Source organism: Cellulosimicrobium cellulans, from assembly GCF_006539945.1.
GTDB classification, from domain to species: Bacteria; Actinomycetota; Actinomycetes; order Actinomycetales; family Cellulomonadaceae; genus Cellulosimicrobium; species Cellulosimicrobium cellulans.
Genome location: NZ_BJNZ01000019.1, coordinates 25,683 through 45,352 on the forward strand (window position 1 = coordinate 25,683; position 19,670 = coordinate 45,352).

17 protein-coding genes and 1 riboswitch are annotated in these 19,670 nt (G+C 74.8%); of the genes, 14 read left to right on the forward strand and 3 right to left on the reverse strand.

What is annotated here, in order from left to right; all coding sequences use genetic code 11:
* The first annotated feature begins 40 nt into the window (after nt 1–40).
* From CCE02nite_RS13980 to CCE02nite_RS13990, 3 genes are all read left to right on the forward strand, one after another.
* Nucleotides 41–994, forward strand: coding sequence for a LysR family transcriptional regulator (locus tag CCE02nite_RS13980; protein ID WP_141390234.1), 954 nt, complete (start codon nt 41–43; stop codon nt 992–994).
* On the forward strand, nt 991–1,539 hold the full coding sequence (locus CCE02nite_RS13985; RefSeq protein WP_141390235.1) for a hypothetical protein: 549 nt from the start codon (nt 991–993) through the stop codon (nt 1,537–1,539). The genes CCE02nite_RS13980 and CCE02nite_RS13985 overlap by 4 nt, the downstream gene beginning before the upstream one ends.
* Before the next feature lie 70 nt (nt 1,540–1,609).
* A complete protein-coding gene (locus tag CCE02nite_RS13990) occupies nt 1,610–1,996 on the forward strand; it encodes a DUF1304 domain-containing protein (protein WP_141390236.1) in 387 nt (128 codons plus the stop codon).
* Nucleotides 1,997–2,030: 34 nt separating this feature from the next.
* Here the strand turns inward: CCE02nite_RS13990 and CCE02nite_RS13995 are convergent, their stop codons facing one another.
* The gene (locus CCE02nite_RS13995; RefSeq protein ID WP_074805434.1) at nt 2,031–2,306 is read right to left on the reverse strand and encodes a hypothetical protein; all 276 of its coding nucleotides are present in this window, start codon (nt 2,304–2,306) and stop codon (nt 2,031–2,033) included.
* A gap of 163 nt (nt 2,307–2,469) precedes the next feature.
* Between CCE02nite_RS13995 and purL the strand changes: the two genes are divergently transcribed.
* Together purL and CCE02nite_RS14005 are read left to right on the forward strand one after the other, a co-directional pair.
* Nucleotides 2,470–4,842 carry a phosphoribosylformylglycinamidine synthase subunit PurL gene (purL, locus tag CCE02nite_RS14000; protein ID WP_141390237.1) on the forward strand — a complete coding sequence of 791 codons (2,373 nt, stop codon included), beginning with the start codon at nt 2,470–2,472 and terminating at the stop codon, nt 4,840–4,842.
* 243 nt (nt 4,843–5,085) lie between these two features.
* Nucleotides 5,086–6,093, forward strand: a complete 1,008-nt coding sequence (locus CCE02nite_RS14005) for an endonuclease/exonuclease/phosphatase family protein (RefSeq protein WP_141390238.1) — start codon at nt 5,086–5,088, stop codon at nt 6,091–6,093.
* Between the two features lie 72 nt (nt 6,094–6,165).
* Here CCE02nite_RS14005 and CCE02nite_RS14010 read toward each other — a convergent pair whose 3' ends face one another.
* Nucleotides 6,166–8,799 (reverse strand): MMPL family transporter, encoded by a 2,634-nt coding sequence (locus CCE02nite_RS14010; RefSeq protein ID WP_141390239.1) that lies wholly within the window; start codon nt 8,797–8,799, stop codon nt 6,166–6,168.
* 110 nt (nt 8,800–8,909) lie between these two features.
* Nucleotides 8,910–9,632, reverse strand: coding sequence for a TetR/AcrR family transcriptional regulator (locus CCE02nite_RS14015; RefSeq protein ID WP_255318870.1), 723 nt, complete (start codon nt 9,630–9,632; stop codon nt 8,910–8,912).
* A 170-nt stretch (nt 9,633–9,802) separates the two neighbouring features.
* A riboswitch (SAM riboswitch) is annotated at nt 9,803–9,910 on the forward strand.
* 347 nt (nt 9,911–10,257) lie between these two features.
* On the opposite strand from CCE02nite_RS14015, the gene CCE02nite_RS14020 reads away from it, so the two are divergent.
* The 9 genes from CCE02nite_RS14020 (at nt 10,258) to CCE02nite_RS14060 (ending at nt 19,601) form a co-directional block, all read left to right on the forward strand.
* Entirely contained in the window at nt 10,258–11,412 is a 1,155-nt protein-coding gene (locus tag CCE02nite_RS14020; RefSeq protein WP_141390240.1) for an LLM class flavin-dependent oxidoreductase, read from the forward strand.
* A 19-nt stretch (nt 11,413–11,431) separates the two neighbouring features.
* Nucleotides 11,432–12,841, forward strand: coding sequence for an NtaA/DmoA family FMN-dependent monooxygenase (locus CCE02nite_RS14025; RefSeq protein ID WP_141390241.1), 1,410 nt, complete (start codon nt 11,432–11,434; stop codon nt 12,839–12,841).
* Nucleotides 12,842–12,894: 53 nt separating this feature from the next.
* The gene (locus CCE02nite_RS14030) at nt 12,895–13,809 is read left to right on the forward strand and encodes a DUF1684 domain-containing protein (RefSeq protein WP_141390242.1); all 915 of its coding nucleotides are present in this window, start codon (nt 12,895–12,897) and stop codon (nt 13,807–13,809) included.
* Nucleotides 13,806–14,429 carry a GNAT family N-acetyltransferase gene (locus tag CCE02nite_RS14035; protein ID WP_141390243.1) on the forward strand — a complete coding sequence of 208 codons (624 nt, stop codon included), beginning with the start codon at nt 13,806–13,808 and terminating at the stop codon, nt 14,427–14,429. The genes CCE02nite_RS14030 and CCE02nite_RS14035 overlap by 4 nt, the downstream gene beginning before the upstream one ends.
* Complete coding sequence (locus CCE02nite_RS14040; protein WP_141390244.1) at nt 14,426–15,517, forward strand: amino acid ABC transporter permease; 1,092 nt, start codon at nt 14,426–14,428, stop codon at nt 15,515–15,517. Before CCE02nite_RS14035 ends, CCE02nite_RS14040 begins: the two co-directional genes overlap by 4 nt.
* Entirely contained in the window at nt 15,514–16,308 is a 795-nt protein-coding gene (locus tag CCE02nite_RS14045; RefSeq protein ID WP_141390245.1) for an amino acid ABC transporter ATP-binding protein, read from the forward strand. The genes CCE02nite_RS14040 and CCE02nite_RS14045 overlap by 4 nt, the downstream gene beginning before the upstream one ends.
* Nucleotides 16,309–16,451: 143 nt before the next feature.
* Nucleotides 16,452–17,474, forward strand: a complete 1,023-nt coding sequence (locus CCE02nite_RS14050) for an ABC transporter substrate-binding protein (RefSeq protein WP_141390246.1) — start codon at nt 16,452–16,454, stop codon at nt 17,472–17,474.
* 7 nt (nt 17,475–17,481) lie between these two features.
* The gene (locus CCE02nite_RS14055; RefSeq protein ID WP_141390247.1) at nt 17,482–18,663 is read left to right on the forward strand and encodes an FAD-dependent oxidoreductase; all 1,182 of its coding nucleotides are present in this window, start codon (nt 17,482–17,484) and stop codon (nt 18,661–18,663) included.
* A complete protein-coding gene (locus tag CCE02nite_RS14060; protein ID WP_141390248.1) occupies nt 18,660–19,601 on the forward strand; it encodes a nitroreductase family protein in 942 nt (313 codons plus the stop codon). Before CCE02nite_RS14055 ends, CCE02nite_RS14060 begins: the two co-directional genes overlap by 4 nt.
* Nucleotides 19,602–19,670 lie beyond the last annotated feature (69 nt).

The window sequence follows — 19,670 nt, forward strand, 5'->3', positions numbered from 1 at the left end:
CACGGTTCCCGGTAGCGATGCTTCCCGATAACCTGAAGACATGATCGACCTCGCCGCCGTCGACGCCCTGCTCGCCGTCGAGCGCACCGGCACCGTGCACGCCGCCGCGCGCGACCTCGGGTACACGCCGTCCGCCGTCTCGCAGCAGGTCAAGCGCCTCGAGCGGGACCTCGGAGCGCGCCTGCTCGACCGGGAGGGCCGCGGCGTCGTGCTCACGGCCGCGGGGCGACGCGTCGTCGAGGAGGGCCGCGTGCTGCGCGAGCAGGTCGAGTCGCTGCGGGCCCGCCTGCACGACGCCGGGGCGCGCCCCACGGGGACCGTGCGGCTCGGGTCGTTCTCGACGGCGGTGCGCGGCGTCGTCGCGCCCCTCGCCGCGCGCGTGCGCGCGGACGTCCCGGACCTGCGCCTCGTCGTCGAGGAGGCGGAGCCGTGGGACGCCGTCGCGGCGGTCGCGGCGGGCACCCTGGACCTGGCGCTCGTCCACCACTGGGAGGGCGTCGGTCTCGCGCTGCCCCCGAGCCTGCGCGCCGAGGAGCTGTTCCGCGACGAGGCCGACGTGCTCGTGCACGCGTCGAGCCCGCTCGCGGCCCGGCCCGCGCTCACCCCGCCCGACCTGCTCGACGAGACGTGGGTCTGCACGCCCGACGGCACGATCTGCTACGAGTGGTTCTGCCACATGTTCGCGCGCGAGCCGCGCGTCCCGCGCATCGACTTCCGGTGCCTCGAGTTCGCGTCGCAGGTCGAGGTCGTGGCCCAGGGCCTCGCCGTCGCGCTCGTGCCGCGCCTCGGGCGCGGCCCGCTGCCCGCCGACGTCGTCGCAGTGCCCGTGCGCGAGCCCGTCCCGACCCGCCCGGTCACGGTCGTGTGGCGCGCGACCATGACCGACGCCCCCGCGGTGCGCTACCTGCGCGAACGCCTGCGCGCCGCAGGAACTCGGCACGGTCGCGGGCCGTTAGGACCCCCGAGCACACCTGCCGACGAAGGGGCACGATGACCGAGCACGCGCCGACCCGACGGGTCGCCGACCCGCGCACCGTGGCGATCGCGGGGCTGTCCACCGTGGCGTGGTACGCCGTGCCCGACGTCGTGCGCCCGCGCTGGGCGCGCGCGCTCGCCAAGACCGCGATCGGGACGGCCGCCGTCGTGCTGACGTTCACCTCGACGACCGAGGGGACCGAGGCGCGCGAGGGCGTCCGCTCCCTGCGCGACGCCGCTCGCGAGGCGGGCGCGGCCGTGGCCGACGCGACGCCCGGGCCCACGACGACCGACGGCGCCCCGCGGGAGGACAACACCTGGGCGACGACCGACGACGGCACCGCGCCGGTTCCGGCCGGCGTCGCCGTCGCGGGCACGGCGGCCGGGCTCGCGCTCGCGACGACCCTCGTCGTCGCGGGGGAGAAGTGGGTCTACCGGCGCGGGGAGCGGCTGCGCGACCGCGGCGTGCGGCTGCCGCACACGCGCGTCGGGCTCGTGGTCGGCGCGCTGGCCGTGGCGCTCGCAGCGGCGGAGCCGCTCCTGTGGAACGCTGAGGAGCGCTGAGGCAGCGACACCCGGTCGGCACGCCGGGGTCCGCGCACCGTGCGGCCTCGCGGACCGGGAGGGTTCGACGATGATCGGGTTCGGGCTGGCGCTCGCGGGGGTCGCCGCGGCGATCCACGTGTACATCTTCGTCATGGAGTCGCTCACGTGGACGAGCGCCCGCACGCGCGCCACGTTCGGCACGTCGCCGGAGGAGGCGGCGGCCACGCGCGAGATGGCGTTCAACCAGGGGTTCTACAACCTGTTCCTCGCGGTGCTCGTCGTGCTCGGCATCGTCCTGTACGCGGTGGACCGGCCGGACGTCGGCCTGACGCTCGTGGTCGCGGGGGCCGGGTCGATGGTCGCGGCCGGGCTCGTGCTGATCCTCTCGTCGCCGTCGAAGGCGCGCGCGGCGCTCGTCCAGCTCGTGCCGCCCGCTCTCGGCGTGCTGGGTGTGGTGCTGGGGCTGACGCTCTGAGCCGTCCCTCGTCGCGGGTCGCCCGCGGCGCCGGTCAGCAGGACGCGGCGACGCGCATCGCGCTGAGCATCTCGAGGCGCGACAGGATGCGCTCGCGCTCGGCCTCGAGCTCGTCCCGGTAGCGCCCTTCCGCAGGCTCGACGGTCTCGACCGCCCCGTGGCCCACGTAGGAGCCGGTGCGCCGGGAGTAGCCGTTGAGCTGGCGCTCGACGAGCGTGAGCTCGTGGCCGAGCCGTTCCAGGTGCGGGTCGAGGAGGTCGCTGGTCGTGCTGCGCGCGGTGCCGGACGTCGGTTCGAGAAGGGTGGTCACCTCTCCATCGGAACCCGGAAACGGAGTTTCCGCACGGCCAGACGCCCGTCTCACTTCTCGGCCGCCCGCGACACGAGACGCCCGGACGGCCTCTCTCCGGGCGCCGGTAGACTGGTCGCGCGCCGTCGTGCGCTCCCCGCTCAGCGCCCACCCGAGGGAAACGATGACCGCCCCCGCACCCCAGGCTTCCGCACGCTCCGAGGCTCGTCCCGCCGCGCCGACGCTCGACACCGTCGAGCACGCCGCCACCACGCCCGACGAGGTCCAGCCGTTCGCCGAGCTCGGCCTCAAGCCGGACGAGTACCAGCGCATCCGCGACATCCTGGGGCGCCGCCCCACGGCCGCGGAGCTCGCGATGTACTCCGTCATGTGGTCCGAGCACTGCTCGTACAAGTCCTCCAAGGTCCACCTGTCGAAGTTCGGCGCGGCGACCACCGACGAGATGAAGAAGCACCTGCTCGTCGGCATCGGCGAGAACGCGGGCGTCGTCGACATCGGCGACGGCTGGGCCGTGACCTTCAAGGTCGAGTCGCACAACCACCCGTCGTTCGTCGAGCCCTACCAGGGCGCCGCGACCGGCGTCGGCGGCATCGTGCGCGACATCATCTCGATGGGCGCGCGCCCCGTCGCCGTCATGGACCAGCTCCGCTTCGGTGCCGTCGACCACCCGGACACGGCGCGCGTCGTGCACGGCGTCGTGAGCGGCGTCGGCGGCTACGGCAACAGCCTGGGCCTGCCGAACATCGGTGGCGAGCTCGTCTTCGACGCCTCGTACCAGGGCAACCCGCTCGTCAACGCGCTGTGCCTCGGCGTGCTGCGCCACGAGGACATCCACCTCGCCAACGCGTCGGGCGTGGGCAACAAGGTCGTGCTGTTCGGTGCCCGCACGGGCGGCGACGGCATCGGCGGCGCGTCGATCCTCGCGTCGGAGACGTTCGAGGACGGCGTGCCCGCCAAGCGCCCGAGCGTGCAGGTGGGCGACCCCTTCATGGAGAAGGTCCTCATCGAGTGCTGCCTCGAGCTCTACGCGGCGCAGGTCGTCGAGGGCATCCAGGACCTCGGCGCGGCCGGCATCTCGTGCGCGACGTCGGAGCTCGCCTCCAACGGCGACGGCGGCATGCACGTCTGGCTCGACGACGTGCTGCTGCGCGACCCGACGCTCAACGCGGGCGAGATCCTCATGTCGGAGTCGCAGGAGCGCATGATGGCGGTCGTCGCGCCCGACAAGCTCGACGAGTTCTTCGCGATCACGAGCAAGTGGGACGTCGAGACCGCCGTGATCGGCGAGGTCAACGACTCCGGCCGCCTGACGATCGACCACCACGGCGAGCGCATCGTGGACGTCGACCCCAGGACGGTCGCGCACGAGGGCCCGGTCTACCACCGCCCGTACGCGCGCCCGGCGTGGCAGGACGGGCTCAACGCCCGGACGGTGGACGCCGACGCGCTCGCCCGCCCCGAGACGGGCGACGAGCTCCGCGCGACGGCCCTGCGCCTCCTCGCGTCGCCGAACCTCGCGTCCAAGGAGTGGGTGACGAACCAGTACGACCGGTTCGTCCAGGGCAACACCGCGCTCGCGCAGCCCGACGACTCGGGCGTCGTCCGCGTCGACGAGAGCACGGGCCTCGGCGTCGCGCTCGCGACCGACGCGAACGGGCGCTACGGCAAGCTCGACCCGCGCACGGGCGCGCGCCTCGCGCTCGCCGAGGCGTACCGCAACGTCGCGACGACGGGCGCCCGCCCGCTCGCGGTGACCGACTGCCTGAACTTCGGCTCGCCCGAGGACCCGGACTCGATGTGGCAGCTCGTCGAGGCGATCGAGGGCCTCGCGGACGCGTGCCGCGAGCTCGGCGTGCCCGTGACGGGCGGCAACGTGTCGCTCTACAACGGGACCGGCGAGCCGGGGCAGATCGACTCCTCGATCCACCCGACCCCGGTCGTGGGCGTGCTCGGCGTGCTCGACGACGTCGCGCACGCCACGCCGTCGGGCTGGCGCGAGACGGGGGAGAGCATCTACCTCCTCGGCACCACGCGTGCGGAGCTCGACGGCTCGGCGTGGGCCGACGTCGAGCACGGCCACCTGGGCGGCGTGCCCCCGCGCGTCGACCTCGCGGCCGAGAAGGCGCTCGCCGGCGTCCTCGTCAACGCGAGCCGCGACGACCTGGTGTCGGCCGCGCACGACCTCTCCGAGGGCGGCCTCGCGCAGGCGCTCCTCGAGGCGTCGCTGCGCTTCGGCGTCGGCGCCACGGTGTCGCTCGTCGCGCTGGCCGAGCGCGACGGCGTCACCCCGTTCGAGGCGCTGTTCTCCGAGTCGACCGCCCGCGCGCTCGTCGCGGTCCCCCGCGGCGAGGAGTCCAAGCTCGTCGACGCGTGCGTCGCGCGCGGCGTCCCCGTCCTCAAGATCGGCGAGACCGGCACGGAGCCTGGCGCCGCCGCCGAGTCGGGCGAGGCGCTCGAGGTCGCGGGCCTGTTCACCGTCCCGCTCAGCGAGGCGGACGCGGCCTTCCGCGGCACCCTCCCGGCCATCTTCGGCTGACACCCGCACCACCGACGCCCCGGTCACCGCACAGGTGACCGGGGCGTCGTCGTTCGTGGACCCTGGCCGAGCACGACCCTGCCCGCTGTCGAGAACGACATGGGTGCCGTCATCGGGCGGAGAACGACCCTCATGTCGTGGTCGGCGGACCGGGGCGCCATGCTGCGTGGGGTTCGTGGAGGTCGGCGGGCGAGGTGGTGCGGCGGGTCGCGGCGTCCGCCGCGACGCTGCGAGAGTCCGGGCATGACCTCGGCGACCACGAGCCTTCCGCCCGCGCACGTCACCGCCCGACGACGCCCGGGCGGCCCGGTCCTCACCGTCCTGCTGGCCACGGGGACTGTGGCGGTCGCGCTGCTCACGCTCGTGCGGGCCGTCCCGTACGACGCCGTGACGCCGTTCGCGCAGGTCGTCGGGTTCACGCCGTTCGTCGCGGCCGCGGCCGTCGTCGGCCTCGTGGTCACGCTCGTCGCGCGCCGGTGGGTCCTCGCGGCGCTGCTCGCGGTGTGCGTCGCCGCGCAGGCGGTGTGGCTCGCGCCGGCGTTCGTGCCCGGTCCGGAGCCGTCCGACGGCGCGGCGGCCCTGCGCGTGATGGGCGCCAACGCGTGGCTCGGGTCCGCCGACGCGGACGCGCTCGTCGACCTGGTGCGCGAGCAGGACGTCCAGGTGCTCGCGGTGCTGGAGCTGACCACAGACCTGCGTGAGCGCCTCGTCGCGGCGGGCATCGAGGACGTGCTCCCGCACAGCGCCGACGCGAAGGTCGGGTCCGGGGCGCTCGGCAGCGGGCTGTGGAGCGCGTACCCGCTCCGCGACGTGGACCTCGAGCCGTTCTCCGACGACGCGATGCCGTCGGCGACCGTCGAGGTCGACGGCGTGCCGGTGCGGGTCACCGCCGTGCACCCGATCCCGCCGATCCCGGAGTACGTGCGCGTCTGGGGCGAGGAGACGGCCGCGCTCGCCGAGCGGGCGGCGGCGGACCCGCTCCCGCAGGTGCTCGTCGGCGACTTCAACGCGACCCACGACCACGCGACGTTCCGGCGGCTGCTGGGCGACCGGTTCCACGACGCGAGCCGCGCGTCGGGCGGCGGGCTCGACCTGTCGTGGTCGCCGCGCCCGGGCACCGTCCCGCCGGTGCTGAACCTCGACCACGTGGTGACGGACCGGGAGAACGTCGTGACCGACGTCGACTCCCTGCACATGCCCGGCAGCGACCACCGCGCGATCGTCGCGACGGTCCACGTGCCCCGCCCCTGACGCCGAACCCGGGGTTCCGCGCCACCGAGCCGACTCGGTGACGCGGAACCCCGGGTTCGGCACCGGGCGGGGTCAGGTGCGCGCGGGCTCCGGGGACTCCGCGGAGGTCTCGTGGTGCGGGTGGCGACGCTCCAGGGCGGCGCCCTCGACGTCGACGTCGGGCAGGATGCGGTCGAGCCAGCGGGGGAGCCACCACGCCTTGTCGCCCACGAGGTGCATGAGCGCCGGGACGAGCAGCATGCGGACGACGAACGCGTCGACCAGCACGCCGAACGCGAGCGCGAACCCGATGGGCCGGATCATCGCGCTGTGCGAGAAGACGAACCCGCCGAAGACGGAGATCATGATGATCGCCGCCGCGGTCACGACGGCCCGGCCCGCGCGCACGCCCTGCACGATCGCGACGCGCGCCCGGGCTCCGTGCGCGTACGCCTCGCGCATCCCCGAGCCGAGGAAGAGCTGGTAGTCCATCGCGAGGCCGAACAGGATGCCGACGAGGATCGTGGGCAGGAAGTTGAGGATCGGGCCCGGCGTCTCGACGCCGAACACGCCCGAGAGCCAGCCCCACTGGTAGATCGCGACGACCCCGCCGAGCGCGGCGAAGTAGGACAGGATGAACCCGAGCGTCGCGACGACCGGCACGAAGATCGACCGGAACACCAGCACGAGGATGACGAGCGACAGCCCCACGACGACCGCGAGGTAGATCGGCAGCGCCTGCGCGAGCTTGTCGGAGATGTCGATGTTGCCGCTGGCCGAGCCGGCGACGCCCAGCGTCACGTCCCCGTCGAGGGGCTCGAGCGCGCGCAGGTCGTGCACGAGCTCCTCGGTGGACTCGCTCGTGGGCCCCTCGGCGGGAACCACCTGGAACGCGGCGACCGTGCGGTCCTCGGAGGTCCCGATCGGGGCGACCGCGACGACGTCGTCGATCGCGAAGAGCGACCGGGCGACCTGCACCTGGTACTCCAGCGCCTCGGCCGTGGTGGGCTCCCCCGGGAGGTCGGCGACGACGAGCAGCGGGCCGTTGGTGCCCTCGCCGAACTGCTCGGCGATCGTCGAGTACGCGCGGTACTGCGTGGAGTCGTGCGCCTCCGACGACCCGTCGGGCAGGTTGGTCCGCAGGTCGAGCGCGGGGAGCGCGATCACCCCGAGCGCCACGATGGCGAGGATCGCCGTGCCCACCGCGCGCAGCGTGGACATGGGGCGGACGGGCTTCGTCCCGTCCGAGCCAGTCGTGCCCGACGCCGCGGGGCCGGCCGCGGCGTCCGGCTCGCTCGGAGCCCCGGCCCCCTCGGTCCCGCCGAGCGCGGCGCGCTCGCGACGGCTGAGGATGCGGGTCCCGATCATGCTCAGCAGGGCGGGCGTGAGGGTGACGGCGATGAGCACGGCGATCGCGACGCACAGCGCGCCGACGGTCCCCATGAGGCCGAGGAACGGGATCCCGGTGACGTTGAGCGCGAGGAGGGCGATGAGCACCGTGGCGCCCGCGAACACGACGGCGTTGCCCGACGTGCCGTTCGCGAGCGCGATGGACTCCTGCACGTCGTCGCCCTGCTTGAGCTGGCGCCGGTGCCGGTTGACGATGAACAGCGAGTAGTCGATGCCGACGGCGAGCCCGAGCATGAGGCCGAGCACGGGCGTCACCGACGACATCTCGACGACGCCGGAGAGCGACATCGCGGCGAGCGCACCGATGCCGACCCCGATGAGGGCCGTGAGGATCGGCAGCCCGGCGCCGACGAGCGTGCCGAGCATGACGACCAGCACGATCGCCGCGACGACGAGGCCGATCGCCTCGCCGACGCCGAAGACCTGGGGGACGCCCTGCGTGATGTCGGACGAGAAGTCCGTCTGGACACCCTCGACCGGGTCGTCGGTGAAGACCGCGACGAGGTCGTCCTTGGTCTGCTGCTCGATGCTCATGTTGGGCTCGGTGAACGAGACGCTCGCGACGGCGGCGCTCCCGTCCTCGGAGACCATGCGGATCTCCGACGCCATCTCGAGCAGCGGTGCGGAGAGCTCGAGCTGCGCGGACTGCTCCTCGAGCGTCGTGCTCTGGTCCTCCAGGGCGGTGACCTGCTTGTCGAGCTCTGCGGCCTGGGCCTCCAGCTCGGTCCGTCCGGCGTCGAGCTCCGCCTGCTGGGCGTCGAGCTGCGGCGCGGCCTGGTCGAGCGCGCCCGCGGCCTCGGCCTGCGCGCGCGCCGCGTCGAGCCGGGTCTGGCCCTCGTCGAGCCGGGCCCGTGCGGCGTCCAGCTGCTCCTGGCCCGCGGCGAGCTGGGTGCGCCCGTCCTCGATCTGCGCGCGCCCGGTCTCGATCTGGGTCCGGCCGTCCTCGACCTGCTGACGCTGGTCCGCGAGCTCGGCCCGCGTGGCGAACGGGTCGACGGCCGTCTCGACGCCGTCGACCTCCTCGGCCGTGGCGAGCCGGTCGGAGATGGCCGACTCCTGCTCGGGCGTGAACGCGGAGCCGTCCTCCGTGGCGAAGACGATGGTGCCGCTCCCGCCCGAGGCCTCCGGGAGCGCCGTCTGCAGGCGCTCGGTGACCTCGGCGGTCGGCGTGCCCGGGATGGAGAAGCTGCTCGCGAGCGTGCCGCCGAACGCGACGAACGCCGCCCCTGCCAGCACGAGCACCGCGAGCCACGCGGCGAGGACGGTCCGCGCGCGGCGCGCGCACGCGCGCCCGAGGCGGTAGAGGAGTTCAGCCATGAGGATCCTTCGGTGGGAGTCCGGTCCGGGTCCGGCGGGTGCGTCCGGGGTGGCGGGAGTGGCGTGGGGAAGAGGCGGTTGCGGGGCGGGGCGGGAGGGTGCGGGTCGCGTCAGGCGGGGTCCGCCCAGCCGGCGCGGATCCGTTCGACGAGGCGGTCGAGCAGAGCGGCCCAGACCTCGCGCGAGGCGTCGTCGTCGGCGGCACCGGTCGCTGCCCACCAGCGACGCTGGATCACGAGGACCCCGGCCATGAGCGCGCCCACGAGCATCTCGATCTCGAGCGGGTCGACGTCCGGGTGCCGGCGCGTGGTGGCCGCGACGAGGCGCTCGGCGAGGTGGGTGAAGGTGCGCACGACCATCGTCGTGACGCGCGGCGTGGGCTCGGTCGCGGTGCCGCCGAGGGCGCGCGTGAGGTAGGCCATGGGGCCGACGAGGTCCGTGCCGCGCAGCGCCGCGGTGACGTCGTCGAGGGGCGTGGGGCGGTCGGTGCCCGGCTCGGCCGCGCTCGCCCCGAGCGTCTCGACGACCGAGCCCAGCACGTCCTCGCAGACCTCGACGACGACGTCGTCGAGCGACGCGAAGTGGTTGAAGATCGTGCGGCGCGCGACGTCGGCGCGTGCCGCGAGCTCGTCGACGGTGAAGCGCGCGCCGCCCTTCTCCTCCATGAGCGTCGCGGCGGCGGCGACGATCGCGCGGCGGTGGCGCGCGCGCAGGGCCGCGCGACGGTCGGGAGCCGCCGCGTCCGGAGCGGGGGCGTCCGGGCTGGGGGCGGCGAGGTCGATGGCGTCCGTCACGGGCGCGGTCGGGCGCTCGGGTCCGGGCAGGGGAGGCACCTCTTGACACTAGGTGCATCGATGCACTCGGTGCAAACGAGAGCCGTCGGCGCTCAAAGTTGACCGATCAAGTCCAGTATGTGGGAAGGTCCCGGCGGTGCGTTGACACCCTCCGTGCCCGCTCGTAAGTTCCCGCGCAACCGAGGTCCACGGACCTCGGCACAGGACATGGTCATGAGCTCCGACGCCAAGCCCCGGCTCGTCGGACGGCAACCCTCCCGCGCGGCGGGGTGCCCCGGGTGAGGACCAGGTCCCGCGACGCGCGACCCGCGCGGTGCGGGGCAACGACGCGGCGCCCGGCGACGGGCACGAAGGAGACGGACGATGGACCGGCGAGAGTCGAGCACCGCGGTGAGCACCCCGCACGCGCCGACGTGCCCCTGTCCGGTCCGCGGTGCGGCCGCCGTCTCCTGTCCGGCCGGCGCCCCCTCGCGCGTCACCTGTTGTCGCTGACGACGCCCCGCTCCTGACGCCGCGCGCGCCCGCGCGCACGCCCTGACGGGCCTCCCTCCGGCCTCCCCGGCCCCGCCCTGCCGCCCCGCGGCGGGGCGACCCTGCCCACCCCCCGGCACCCCGCCGCGCCATGAGCGTGCGGTCGGCGCCTGTCCCAGAACGGATCCTCGCGATGCCCGACCCCCGCCCCGCCCGCACCGTCCACCTGGGCGTCGACCTCACCGACGCCGGTGCGCACCCCGCCGCCTGGCGGACCGTGGGCTCCCAGGCCCAGCGCCTGTTCGACGCCAAGCGCCTCGTCGAGCTCGTCGCCACCGCCCAGCGCGGCCTGCTCGACCTCGTCACGCTCGACGACGCGTTCACCCTCCAGCCGGACCGCAACGGGTCCGTGCGCGGCCGGCTCGACGCCGCGCTCGTCGCGTCCCGGCTCGCGCCGCGCAGCGCGGGCATCGGCCTCGTCCCGACCGTCACGACCACGCACACCGAGCCGTTCCACGTCTCCAAGGCGGTCGCGACGATCGACCACGTGAGCTCCGGCCGCGCGGGGTGGCAGGTCGGGTGGTCCACGACCCCGGCCGAGGCCGCGGCCTTCGGGCGCAAGCTCCCCCAGGACGAGCCCGACGCCGTCGCCGAGGCGGACGAGGCGGTCGAGGTCGTCACGCGGCTCTGGGACTCGTGGGAGGACGACGCCGAGATCCGCGACGTCGCGACGGGCCGGTTCGTGGACCGCGAGAAGCTGCACCACGTCGACCACGAGGGCATCCGGTTCGCCGTCAAGGGACCGTCGATCACCCCGCGCCCGCCGCAGGGCCAGCCGCCCGTCGTCGTGCGGGCGAGCACGCCGGCCTCGCTCGACCTCGCGGCCCGCCGGGCCGACGTCGTGCGGGTCCGCGCCGCGACGCGGGACGAGGCGGTCGCGCTCCGGTCGCAGGTGCGCGACGCGGCCGCGGTCGCCGGGCGCGACCCCGACACGCTCCGCGTCCTCGTGGATGCCTACGTCGTCGTCGGCGACACCCGCGCGAGCGCCCAGGCCCGCCTCGACCTGCTCGAGGACCTCGAGGGCGTCTCGTGGGACACCGACTCGCTCACGCACGTCGGCACGGCGCGCGACCTCGCGGTCACGGTCGAGGAGTGGGCGCACGCCGGCGCGGCCGACGGGTTCCTCCTGCGCCCGTCGTCGCTCAGCACCGACCTCGACGCGATCGTCGACGGCGTCGTGCCGCTCCTCCAGGGGGCCGGCCTGTTCCGCACGGCCTACCCCGGGACGACGCTGCGCGACACGCTCGGCCTCCCGTTCCCCGCCAACCGCTACGCCGCGATCGCCTGAACCCGGACGGACCGACGACATGAGCTCCCGACCCCGCAAGCAGATCCACCTCGGCGCCCACTTCCCGGGCGTCAACAACACGACCGTCTGGAGCGACCCCCGCTCGCGCAGCCAGATCGACTTCGCCTCGTTCGAGCATCTCGCCCGCCGCGCCGAGGACGCCAAGCTCGACTTCTTCTTCCTCGCCGAGGGCCTGCGTCTTCGCGAGCACAAGGGCCGCATCCACGACCTCGACGTCGTCGGGCGCCCCGACACGCTGCCCGTGCTCGCCGCACTGGCGGCCGTCACGGACCGCCTCGGTCTCGCAGGGACGATCAACACGACGTTCAACGAGCCGTGGGAGCTCGCCAAGCAGTTCGCGACGCTCGACCTGCTCTCCGAGGGGCGCGCGGCGTGGAACCTCGTGACGAGCCCCGACGCGTTCACGGGCGCCAACTTCCGCCGCGGCGGCTACCTGCCCTACCCCGAGCGGTACGCGCGGGCCGGGGAGGTCGTCGAGGTCGCGCGCGCCCTCTGGGACTCGTGGGACGACGACGCGGTGCTGGCCGACCGGATCGCGGGCGAGTTCCTGCGGCCCGGCGCGGTACGGCCGGTCGCGCACCACGGGACGTACGCGGACGTCGTCGGGCTGTTCGAGACGCCGCGCGGGCCGCAGGGCCACCCCGTCCTGTTCCAGGCGGGCGACTCCGCCGACGGCCGCGACTTCGCCGCGGCGACCGCGGACGTCGTGTTCTCCGCGCACTCGACGTTCGACGCCGGGCGCGCGTTCTACGAGGACGTCAAGGGGCGCCTCGCCGCCCACGGGCGCGACCGCGACGCGCTGAAGATCCTGCCCGCGACGGTCGTCGTGCTGGGCGACACGCCCGCCGAGGCGGAGGAGCACGCGCGGGAGATCCGGCTCCAGCAGGTCTCGGGCCCGACGGCGATCGCGTTCCTCGAGCAGGTCTGGGGCCGCGACCTCGAGGCGTACGACCCGGAGGGGCCGCTGCCCGACGTCGACCCCGACACGGAGAACCTGTCGATCACGCGGGGACGCGTGCGGCACGCGAAGGACCCGGCGGCGGTCGCCGCGGCGTGGCGCGAGCAGGCCGAGGCGAACGGCTGGTCGATCCGCGAGCTCGTCATCCAGGTGACGTCGCGCGGCGGGTTCGTCGGCACGCCGCAGCAGGTCGCGGACGACATCGACCGCCACGTCCAGGAGGACGCCTCCGACGGCTTCATCCTCGTGCCGCACCTCACGCCGGGCGGCCTCGACGACGTGCTCGACCAGGTCGTCCCGCTGCTCCAGGAGCGTGGCTCGTTCCGCACCGAGTACGAGGGCACGACGCTGCGCGAGCACCTCGGCCTCGCGCGGCCCGGCACCGCACCGCGCGCCGCCGACCCCGAGCCGGCCGCGGCGGCCTCCGCCGAGCTCGTCGGCCGGCCGTAGCCGCGCCGCACACCCGTACCGCAGACCCGCACTGCACCGACCCCGGAGGACCCATGAGCCAGAGCACGCTGACCGCCACGGGCGCCGTGGCCGACGACCCCGCGGCCCCCGGGTCGACCACCGACGCGCAGGACGCCGCCGCGTGGGCGGCGTGGCACGCCGAGCGCGAGGAGGGGCTGCGCCCGCCGCACGGCTGGCTCAGCCTCGTCGCGTACCACTGGCTCCCGGCCGAGCCCGCCGCGCTGCCCGGCGTGCCCGGGCTCTGGTGGGCCGACGCCGACGGCGCGCACCATCGCGCGGACGAGGGCGGCGCGGTCCGGACGACGACGGGCGACTCCGTCGGGACCGTCGTCGTCACGGAGGGCGGGTCGACGGTCGCGGGCACGTTCCTGCCCGACGACCGGGACGCGGGCGACCCGTCGGGCGACGGCGAGACGCGTGAGGTCGCGGTGGAGGTCGTGCGCCGCACGGGCCGGTACGCCGTTCGGCTGCGCGACCCGCTCGCCCCGGCCCGGACGGGGTTCGACGGCGTCCCGACGTTCGCGTACGACCCCGCCTGGGTCGTGGACGCGGCGGTGCGCTGGTACGACGCGCCGCGGCCCGTCGTCGTCGGCGCCGCGCGCCCCGGCCTGGTGCACCACGTGAGCACGGTCGGCGAGGTCGACCTCGTGGCCGAGCGTGACGGGGTCTCCCACCGCGCGACGCTCGTCCTCACGGGCAAGCCCGGCGGCGCGGTGACGCTGCTGTTCAGCGACGAGGCTTTGCACCTCGACGAGGCCGTCGCGCCCTGGCGCGTGCTGGGGGTGGAGGCCGACGTGGCGCCCGGCACCGAGGGGCGCGTGCGCCTCGACCTCAACCGCACGATCAACCTCCCGTACGCGTTCAGCGACTTCGGCACCTGCCCGGCGCCGGTCGAGGGCAACCACGTGCCGTTCGCCGTCACCGCGGGCGAGAGGGCACCCCGATGACCGCGCTCGCGGCGGGACCGGCCACGACGGGACCGACGGGAACGACGGAGCCGAGTGCCGCAGCGCGCGAGGTCCGCTCCGTCCTCATGCACGACCCGCTCGTCCGCCCCCTCCTCGACGAGCTGTCCCACGAGTACTGGACGCGGTACCAGCGCGTGCTGACCGCGGACGAGCTCCGCGCGGAGATGGAGCGCTACCCCGCGCAGGACTTCGCGGCACCGCACGGCGAGCTCGTGCTCGTGCTGGAGGACGGCGAGCCGGTCGCGGGCGGCGCGTTCCGGCGTCGGACCGAGCCCGAGCTGGGCGACCCGGCCCGCCTCGCCCGGCCGGCCGCGCGCCGCGCCGACGGGACGCCCGCCGTGCGCACCGCCGAGCTCAAGCGGATCTGGACGCACTCGGCGCACCGGCGCCGTGGGCTGGCGCGCCTCGTGCTCGCCGAGCTCGAGCGCCGGGCCGTCGAGCGCGGCTACCGGCGCGTGTACCTCACGACGGGCCCGCGCCAGCCCGAGGCCGCTGGGCTCTACCTCGCGACGGGCTACACGCCCCTGTTCGACACCGGGTCCGATCCCGAGGAGACCGGCCCGCTCGCCTTCGAGAAGTGGTTGGAGGTCGCGCCATGAGCACCGTGTCGCTCCCGCAGGACGAGTCCCGGCAGCTTGCGCCGCCGTCGGGCCGGCACCCCGCCGACAGGCGCGGCGGTGTCGAGGACGCGCTGCCGCTCGAGAGCCTGCGCATCGTCCCCGCGCGGCACCCGGGTCGCTGGGCCGCGACGGCCGGCGTCGCGGTGCTGCTCGCCATGGTCGTCAGCTCGCTCGTGACGAACGACCGCTGGGAGTGGGACGTCGTCGCGCAGTACCTCACGTGGCCCTCGATCCTCGAGGGTGCTTGGGCGACGATCCGGCTCACGCTCGTCGCGTCCGTCGTCGGGTTCGCGCTCGGCACGGTCCTCGCGCTCATGCGCCTCTCGCGCTCGCCGCTCCTGCAGTCGGTGTCGTGGACGTACACGTGGGTGTTCCGGTCGGTGCCGCTGCTGCTGCAGCTCCTGCTCTGGTACAACCTCGCGTACCTGTACCCGTACCTCAGCGTCGGGATCCCGTTCGGGCCCGAGCTCCTGTACTTCGACACGCTGTCCGTGATCGACAAGTTCTGGGCCGCGATCCTCGGCCTCGGGCTGTCGCAGGCCGCGTACTCGGCGGAGATCGTCCGCGCCGGGATCCTCTCGGTCGACCAGGGGCAGCAGGAGGCGGCCGCGTCGCTCGGCATCCCCAAGCGGCGCCAGGTGAGCCGCATCATCCTGCCGCAGGCGATGCGCTCCATCATCCCGACGGCCGTCAACGAGGTGATCGGGCTGCTCAAGGGCACGTCGATCGTCTACGTCCTCGCGTACGGCGAGCTGTTCTACATCGTCAGCGTCATCTACGGCCGCAACGGCCGCGTCGTGCCGCTGCTCATCGTCGCCTCGATCTGGTACCTCGTGCTCACGACGCTCATCACGATCGTGCAGTACTACGTCGAGCGGCACTACGCGAAGGGCGCGGTGCGCACGCTGCCGCCGACGCCGCTGCAGAAGGCCCGCTGGACCGTGCTCGTCTGGGCGTCGCGGCTCTCCGGCCGGCCGGTGCCCGACTCCGTCCCGCCCGCGTACGCGGCCCGTGCCCGGGTGGGCGTGCTCACGCGCACCGCGCGCACGTCGGGAGGTGCGGCATGAGCGCCGACACCAGGACCGCAGGCGTCACGACCGCCGGGCTCGTCGAGATCCACGGCGTCCACAAGAGCTTCGGCACGCTCGAGGTGCTGCGCGACGTGTCGCTCACCGTGCCGCCCGGGTCCGTGACGGTCGTGCTCGGCCCGTCGGGCTCCGGGAAGTCGACGCTGCTGCGGGCGATCAACCACCTCGAGAAGGTCGACAAGGGGTTCATCTCGCTCGACGGCGAGCTCATCGGGTACCGCCGCAAGGGCAGCACCCTGCGCGAGCTCAAGGAGCGCGAGATCCTCGGTCAGCGCACCCAGATCGGGTTCGTCTTCCAGAGCTTCAACCTGTTCCCGCACCTCACCGCGCTCGAGAACGTCGTCGAGGCCCCGGTCTCGGCACAGCGCCGCCGCCGCGAGGACGTCGAGCCCGAGGCCCGCGCGCTGCTCGAGCGCGTCGGGCTCGCCGACAAGGCCGACGCCCGGCCGCGCCAGCTCTCCGGGGGCCAGCAGCAGCGCGTCGCCATCGCCCGCGCGCTCGCGCTGCGGCCCAAGGTGCTGCTCTTCGACGAGCCCACGTCGGCGCTCGACCCCGAGCTCGTCGGGGAGGTGCTCGAGGTCATCAAGGACGTCGCGAGCACCGGCACCACGCTCGTCGTCGTCACCCACGAGATCGGCTTCGCCCGCGAGGTCGCCGACACCGTCGTGTTCATGGACGACGGCGTCGTCGTGGAGCAGGGCACGCCCGCCGAGGTGCTCGACCACCCGCGCCACGACCGCACCCGGGCCTTCCTCCAGAAGGTCCTCTGACCGGCTGCGCGAGCCCGGGTCCACGACCCGGGGACCGACACAGCCCTCGACCCCCCGACGTCGCCACCCGCGACCGGCCGCCCGGCCGTCCCGCACCGCACTCCCCGCGTCGACCGACGCACCACCCGAGAGGTAGGACACCCGTGACCGCAACGACCACCCGCGCCCGCGCCCCCCGCGCGCTCGCCGCCCTCGCCGTCGTGCCCCTGCTGGCGCTCGCGGCCTGCTCCGGGGTGAGCACCGAGGCCCCGGCCGCCGCGGAGGAGGGCGCGGCCACCGAGGAGAGCACGACCTCCGTGTCGGACGCCCTCGACGTGAGCACGAGCCCGGACCAGGACCGCATCCGCACCACGGAGTCGGCCGAGGCCGTCGCGCTCCTCCCGGACGCGTGGAAGGACAAGGACGAGCTCGTCGTCGCGATCTCCGCCGGCGCGGCGCCGCCGCTCGGCTTCCTCGCCGACGACGACGAGACGCCCATCGGCAACGAGACGGACATCGCGCAGCTCGTCGCCGACGCGCTCGGCAAGGACCTGCGGCTCGAGGTCAAGGCGTGGGCCGACTGGCCGCTCGCGCTGGGCTCGGGCGACGTCGACGCCGTGATCTCCAACGTCACCGTGACCGAGGAGCGCAAGGAGACCATCGACTTCTCCACGTACCGCAACGACGAGCTCGGCTGGCTCGTGGGCGCCGACTCCGACATCACGTCGATCACGAAGCGCGAGGACATCGCGGGCAAGGTCGTCGCGGTCGGCTCCGGGACGAACCAGGAGAAGATCGTGCTCGAGTGGGACCGCCTCAACCAGGAGGACGGCCTCGAGCCCATCCAGGGCCCCGAGTACTACGAGCAGTTCTCCGACGTCCTGCTCGCGCTCCAGTCCGGCCGCATCGAGACGTACGTCGGCCCCAACGCGTCCCTCGCGTACCAGGCGGCGATCTCCCCGCAGGACTTCACGGTCGTCGGCACGCTGAACGGCGGCTGGCCCGACACGGCGCAGATCGCCGTCGCCACGAAGAAGGGCAACGAGGTGGCCCCGGCGATCACCGCCGCGATCAACCACGCCATCGAGGACGGCACGTACCTCGAGGTGCTCCAGCGGTGGGGCCTGGAGTCCGAGGCCGTCGAGGAGTCGCAGACCAACCCGCCCGGCCTCCCGAAGACGGAGTGACCCGCGCATGACCACCAGCACCCAGCACGTCGACCACGTCGTGGTCGGGGGTGGCGTGATGGGCTCCGCCGCGGCCTGGCAGCTCGCCCGGCGCGGGCGCGACGTCCTGCTGCTCGAGCGCTTCGCGCCCGGGCACGCGCACGGCGCCTCGCACGGGACGTCGCGCATCTACCGCACGACGTACGCCGAGCCCGAGTACCTCGACCTCGCGCAGGAGGCGCTCGGCCTGTGGCGCGAGGTCGAGGACGAGACCGGGACCGCGCTGCTCGCCGTCACCGGCGGCGTGAGCCACGGGCGGCGCGACCGCGCGGCCGAGCGGCGCGCGGACGCGATCGGCGCCGCGTTCGCGGCCCGCGGGATCGAGCACGAGTGGCTCGACCCCGCGACCGCCGCCGAGCGTTGGCCCGGGCTGCGGTTCGAGGGCAGGGTGCTGCACGAGGTCGCGACGGCCGGGCGGCTGCACGCCGACCGCGCCGTCGCGGCCCTCCAGGGCGCGGCCGCCGCGAGCGGGGCCGACGTCCGCCACGAGGTCGCCGTCCGGCACGTCGAGCGCGTCCCGGAGGGCGTCCGCGTCGTGACCGACGGGGGCGACGTCGTCGCCCGGGTCGTCGTCGTGACCGTCGGCGCATGGAGCGCCGGGCTCCTCGGCGGTCCGACGGGTGGGCTGCTGGGCCAGGAGCTGCCGCTCGTCGTGACCCAGGAGCAGCCTGCGCACTTCGCGCTCGCCGCGGGCGCGTCGCCCGCGGGGTGGCCGGCGTTCACGCACGACGTCGGCCTGGGCACGGCCTGGCCGAGCGGGGTCTACGGCCTCGCGACCCCGCGCGAGGGCGTCAAGGTCGGCTTCCACGGGGTCGGCCCCGTCGTCGACCCGGACCGCCGCTCCTACCGGCCCGAGCCGGGGCAGCTCGCAGCCCTGCGCGACTACGTGCGCACGTGGCTTCCCGGCCTCGATCCCGACGCCTACGTCCCCGTGAGCTGCACCTACACCACGACGCCCGACCACGACTTCGTGCTCGACCGTCGCGGCCCCGTCGTCGTGGGCGCCGGGTTCTCCGGCCACGGCTTCAAGTTCGCCCCGGCGGTCGGCCGCGTGCTCGCCGACCTCGCCACCACGTCCGACGGCGTCACCGCGGCCGAGCGGTTCTCGCTCGCCCGGCTCGCCGCGCTCCCCGAGAGGACCGCCTCATGACGATCGCTCCCGCACCCACCGCGGCGGACGCTCAGGCTCCGTCCGCAGTCCCCGAGACGCTCCCCGCGCCGCCCCACGAGAACGACGGAGCCCGGGCCGCGCTCGCTGCGCGGTACGGCGTGGACCCCGTGACCGTCGAGGACGTCGCGCCGGGCGCGACCGAGGGACTGGCACCCGCCGTGGACCGTCCCGGCACCGTCCTCGCGACGCAGCTCGGTCACCGGACGGTCCGCCGCTACCGCACCGACCCGCTGGCCGACCACGTCGTCCCGACGCTCGTCGCCGCCGCGCAGTCCGCGCCGACGTCGTCGAACCTCCAGCTGTGGAGCGTCGTCGCCGTCACCGACCCCGCGCGCAAGGCCCGGCTCGCGGCGCTCGCGGGCGACCAGGAGCACGTCCGTACCGCGCCGCTGCTGCTGGTGTGGCTCGCAGACGTCTCGCGAGCGCGCGCCCTCGGCGAGCGCGAGGGCGTGCGGCTCGAGGCCACCGACTACCTCGAGACGACCGTCGTCGCGTTCCTCGACGCCGCGCTCGCCGCGCAGAACGCCGTCGTCGCGGCCGAGTCCCTCGGCCTCGGCACCGTGTACATCGGGGCGCTGCGCAACCACCCGGCCCAGGTCGCCGCCGAGCTCGGCCTGCCCGAGGGCGTCGTCGCGGTCGTGGGGCTCGTCGTCGGGCACCCCGACCCCGCGGGCGGCGAGCGCGTCAAGCCGCGGTTGCCGCAGGCCGCGGTGCTGCACGCCGAGCGCTATCGGGCCGCCGGCCAGCACGAGCACGTCGCGGCGTACGAGGAGCGCATCGCGCCCTTCTACCGCGACGAGGGGCTCGACGGCGGGTGGCGCGACCGCGTCGTCGACCGCCTACGTGTCCCCGGCGCGCTGCGCGGGCGCGCCCACCTGCGGCCCACGCTCGCCGCGCTCGGGTTCCCGTCCAAGTAGCCGGCGTCCCGCGCGACCGTGCGTCGCCCGGAGCTACCGCACACCACAGACCGCCGCACCACCCGGCCG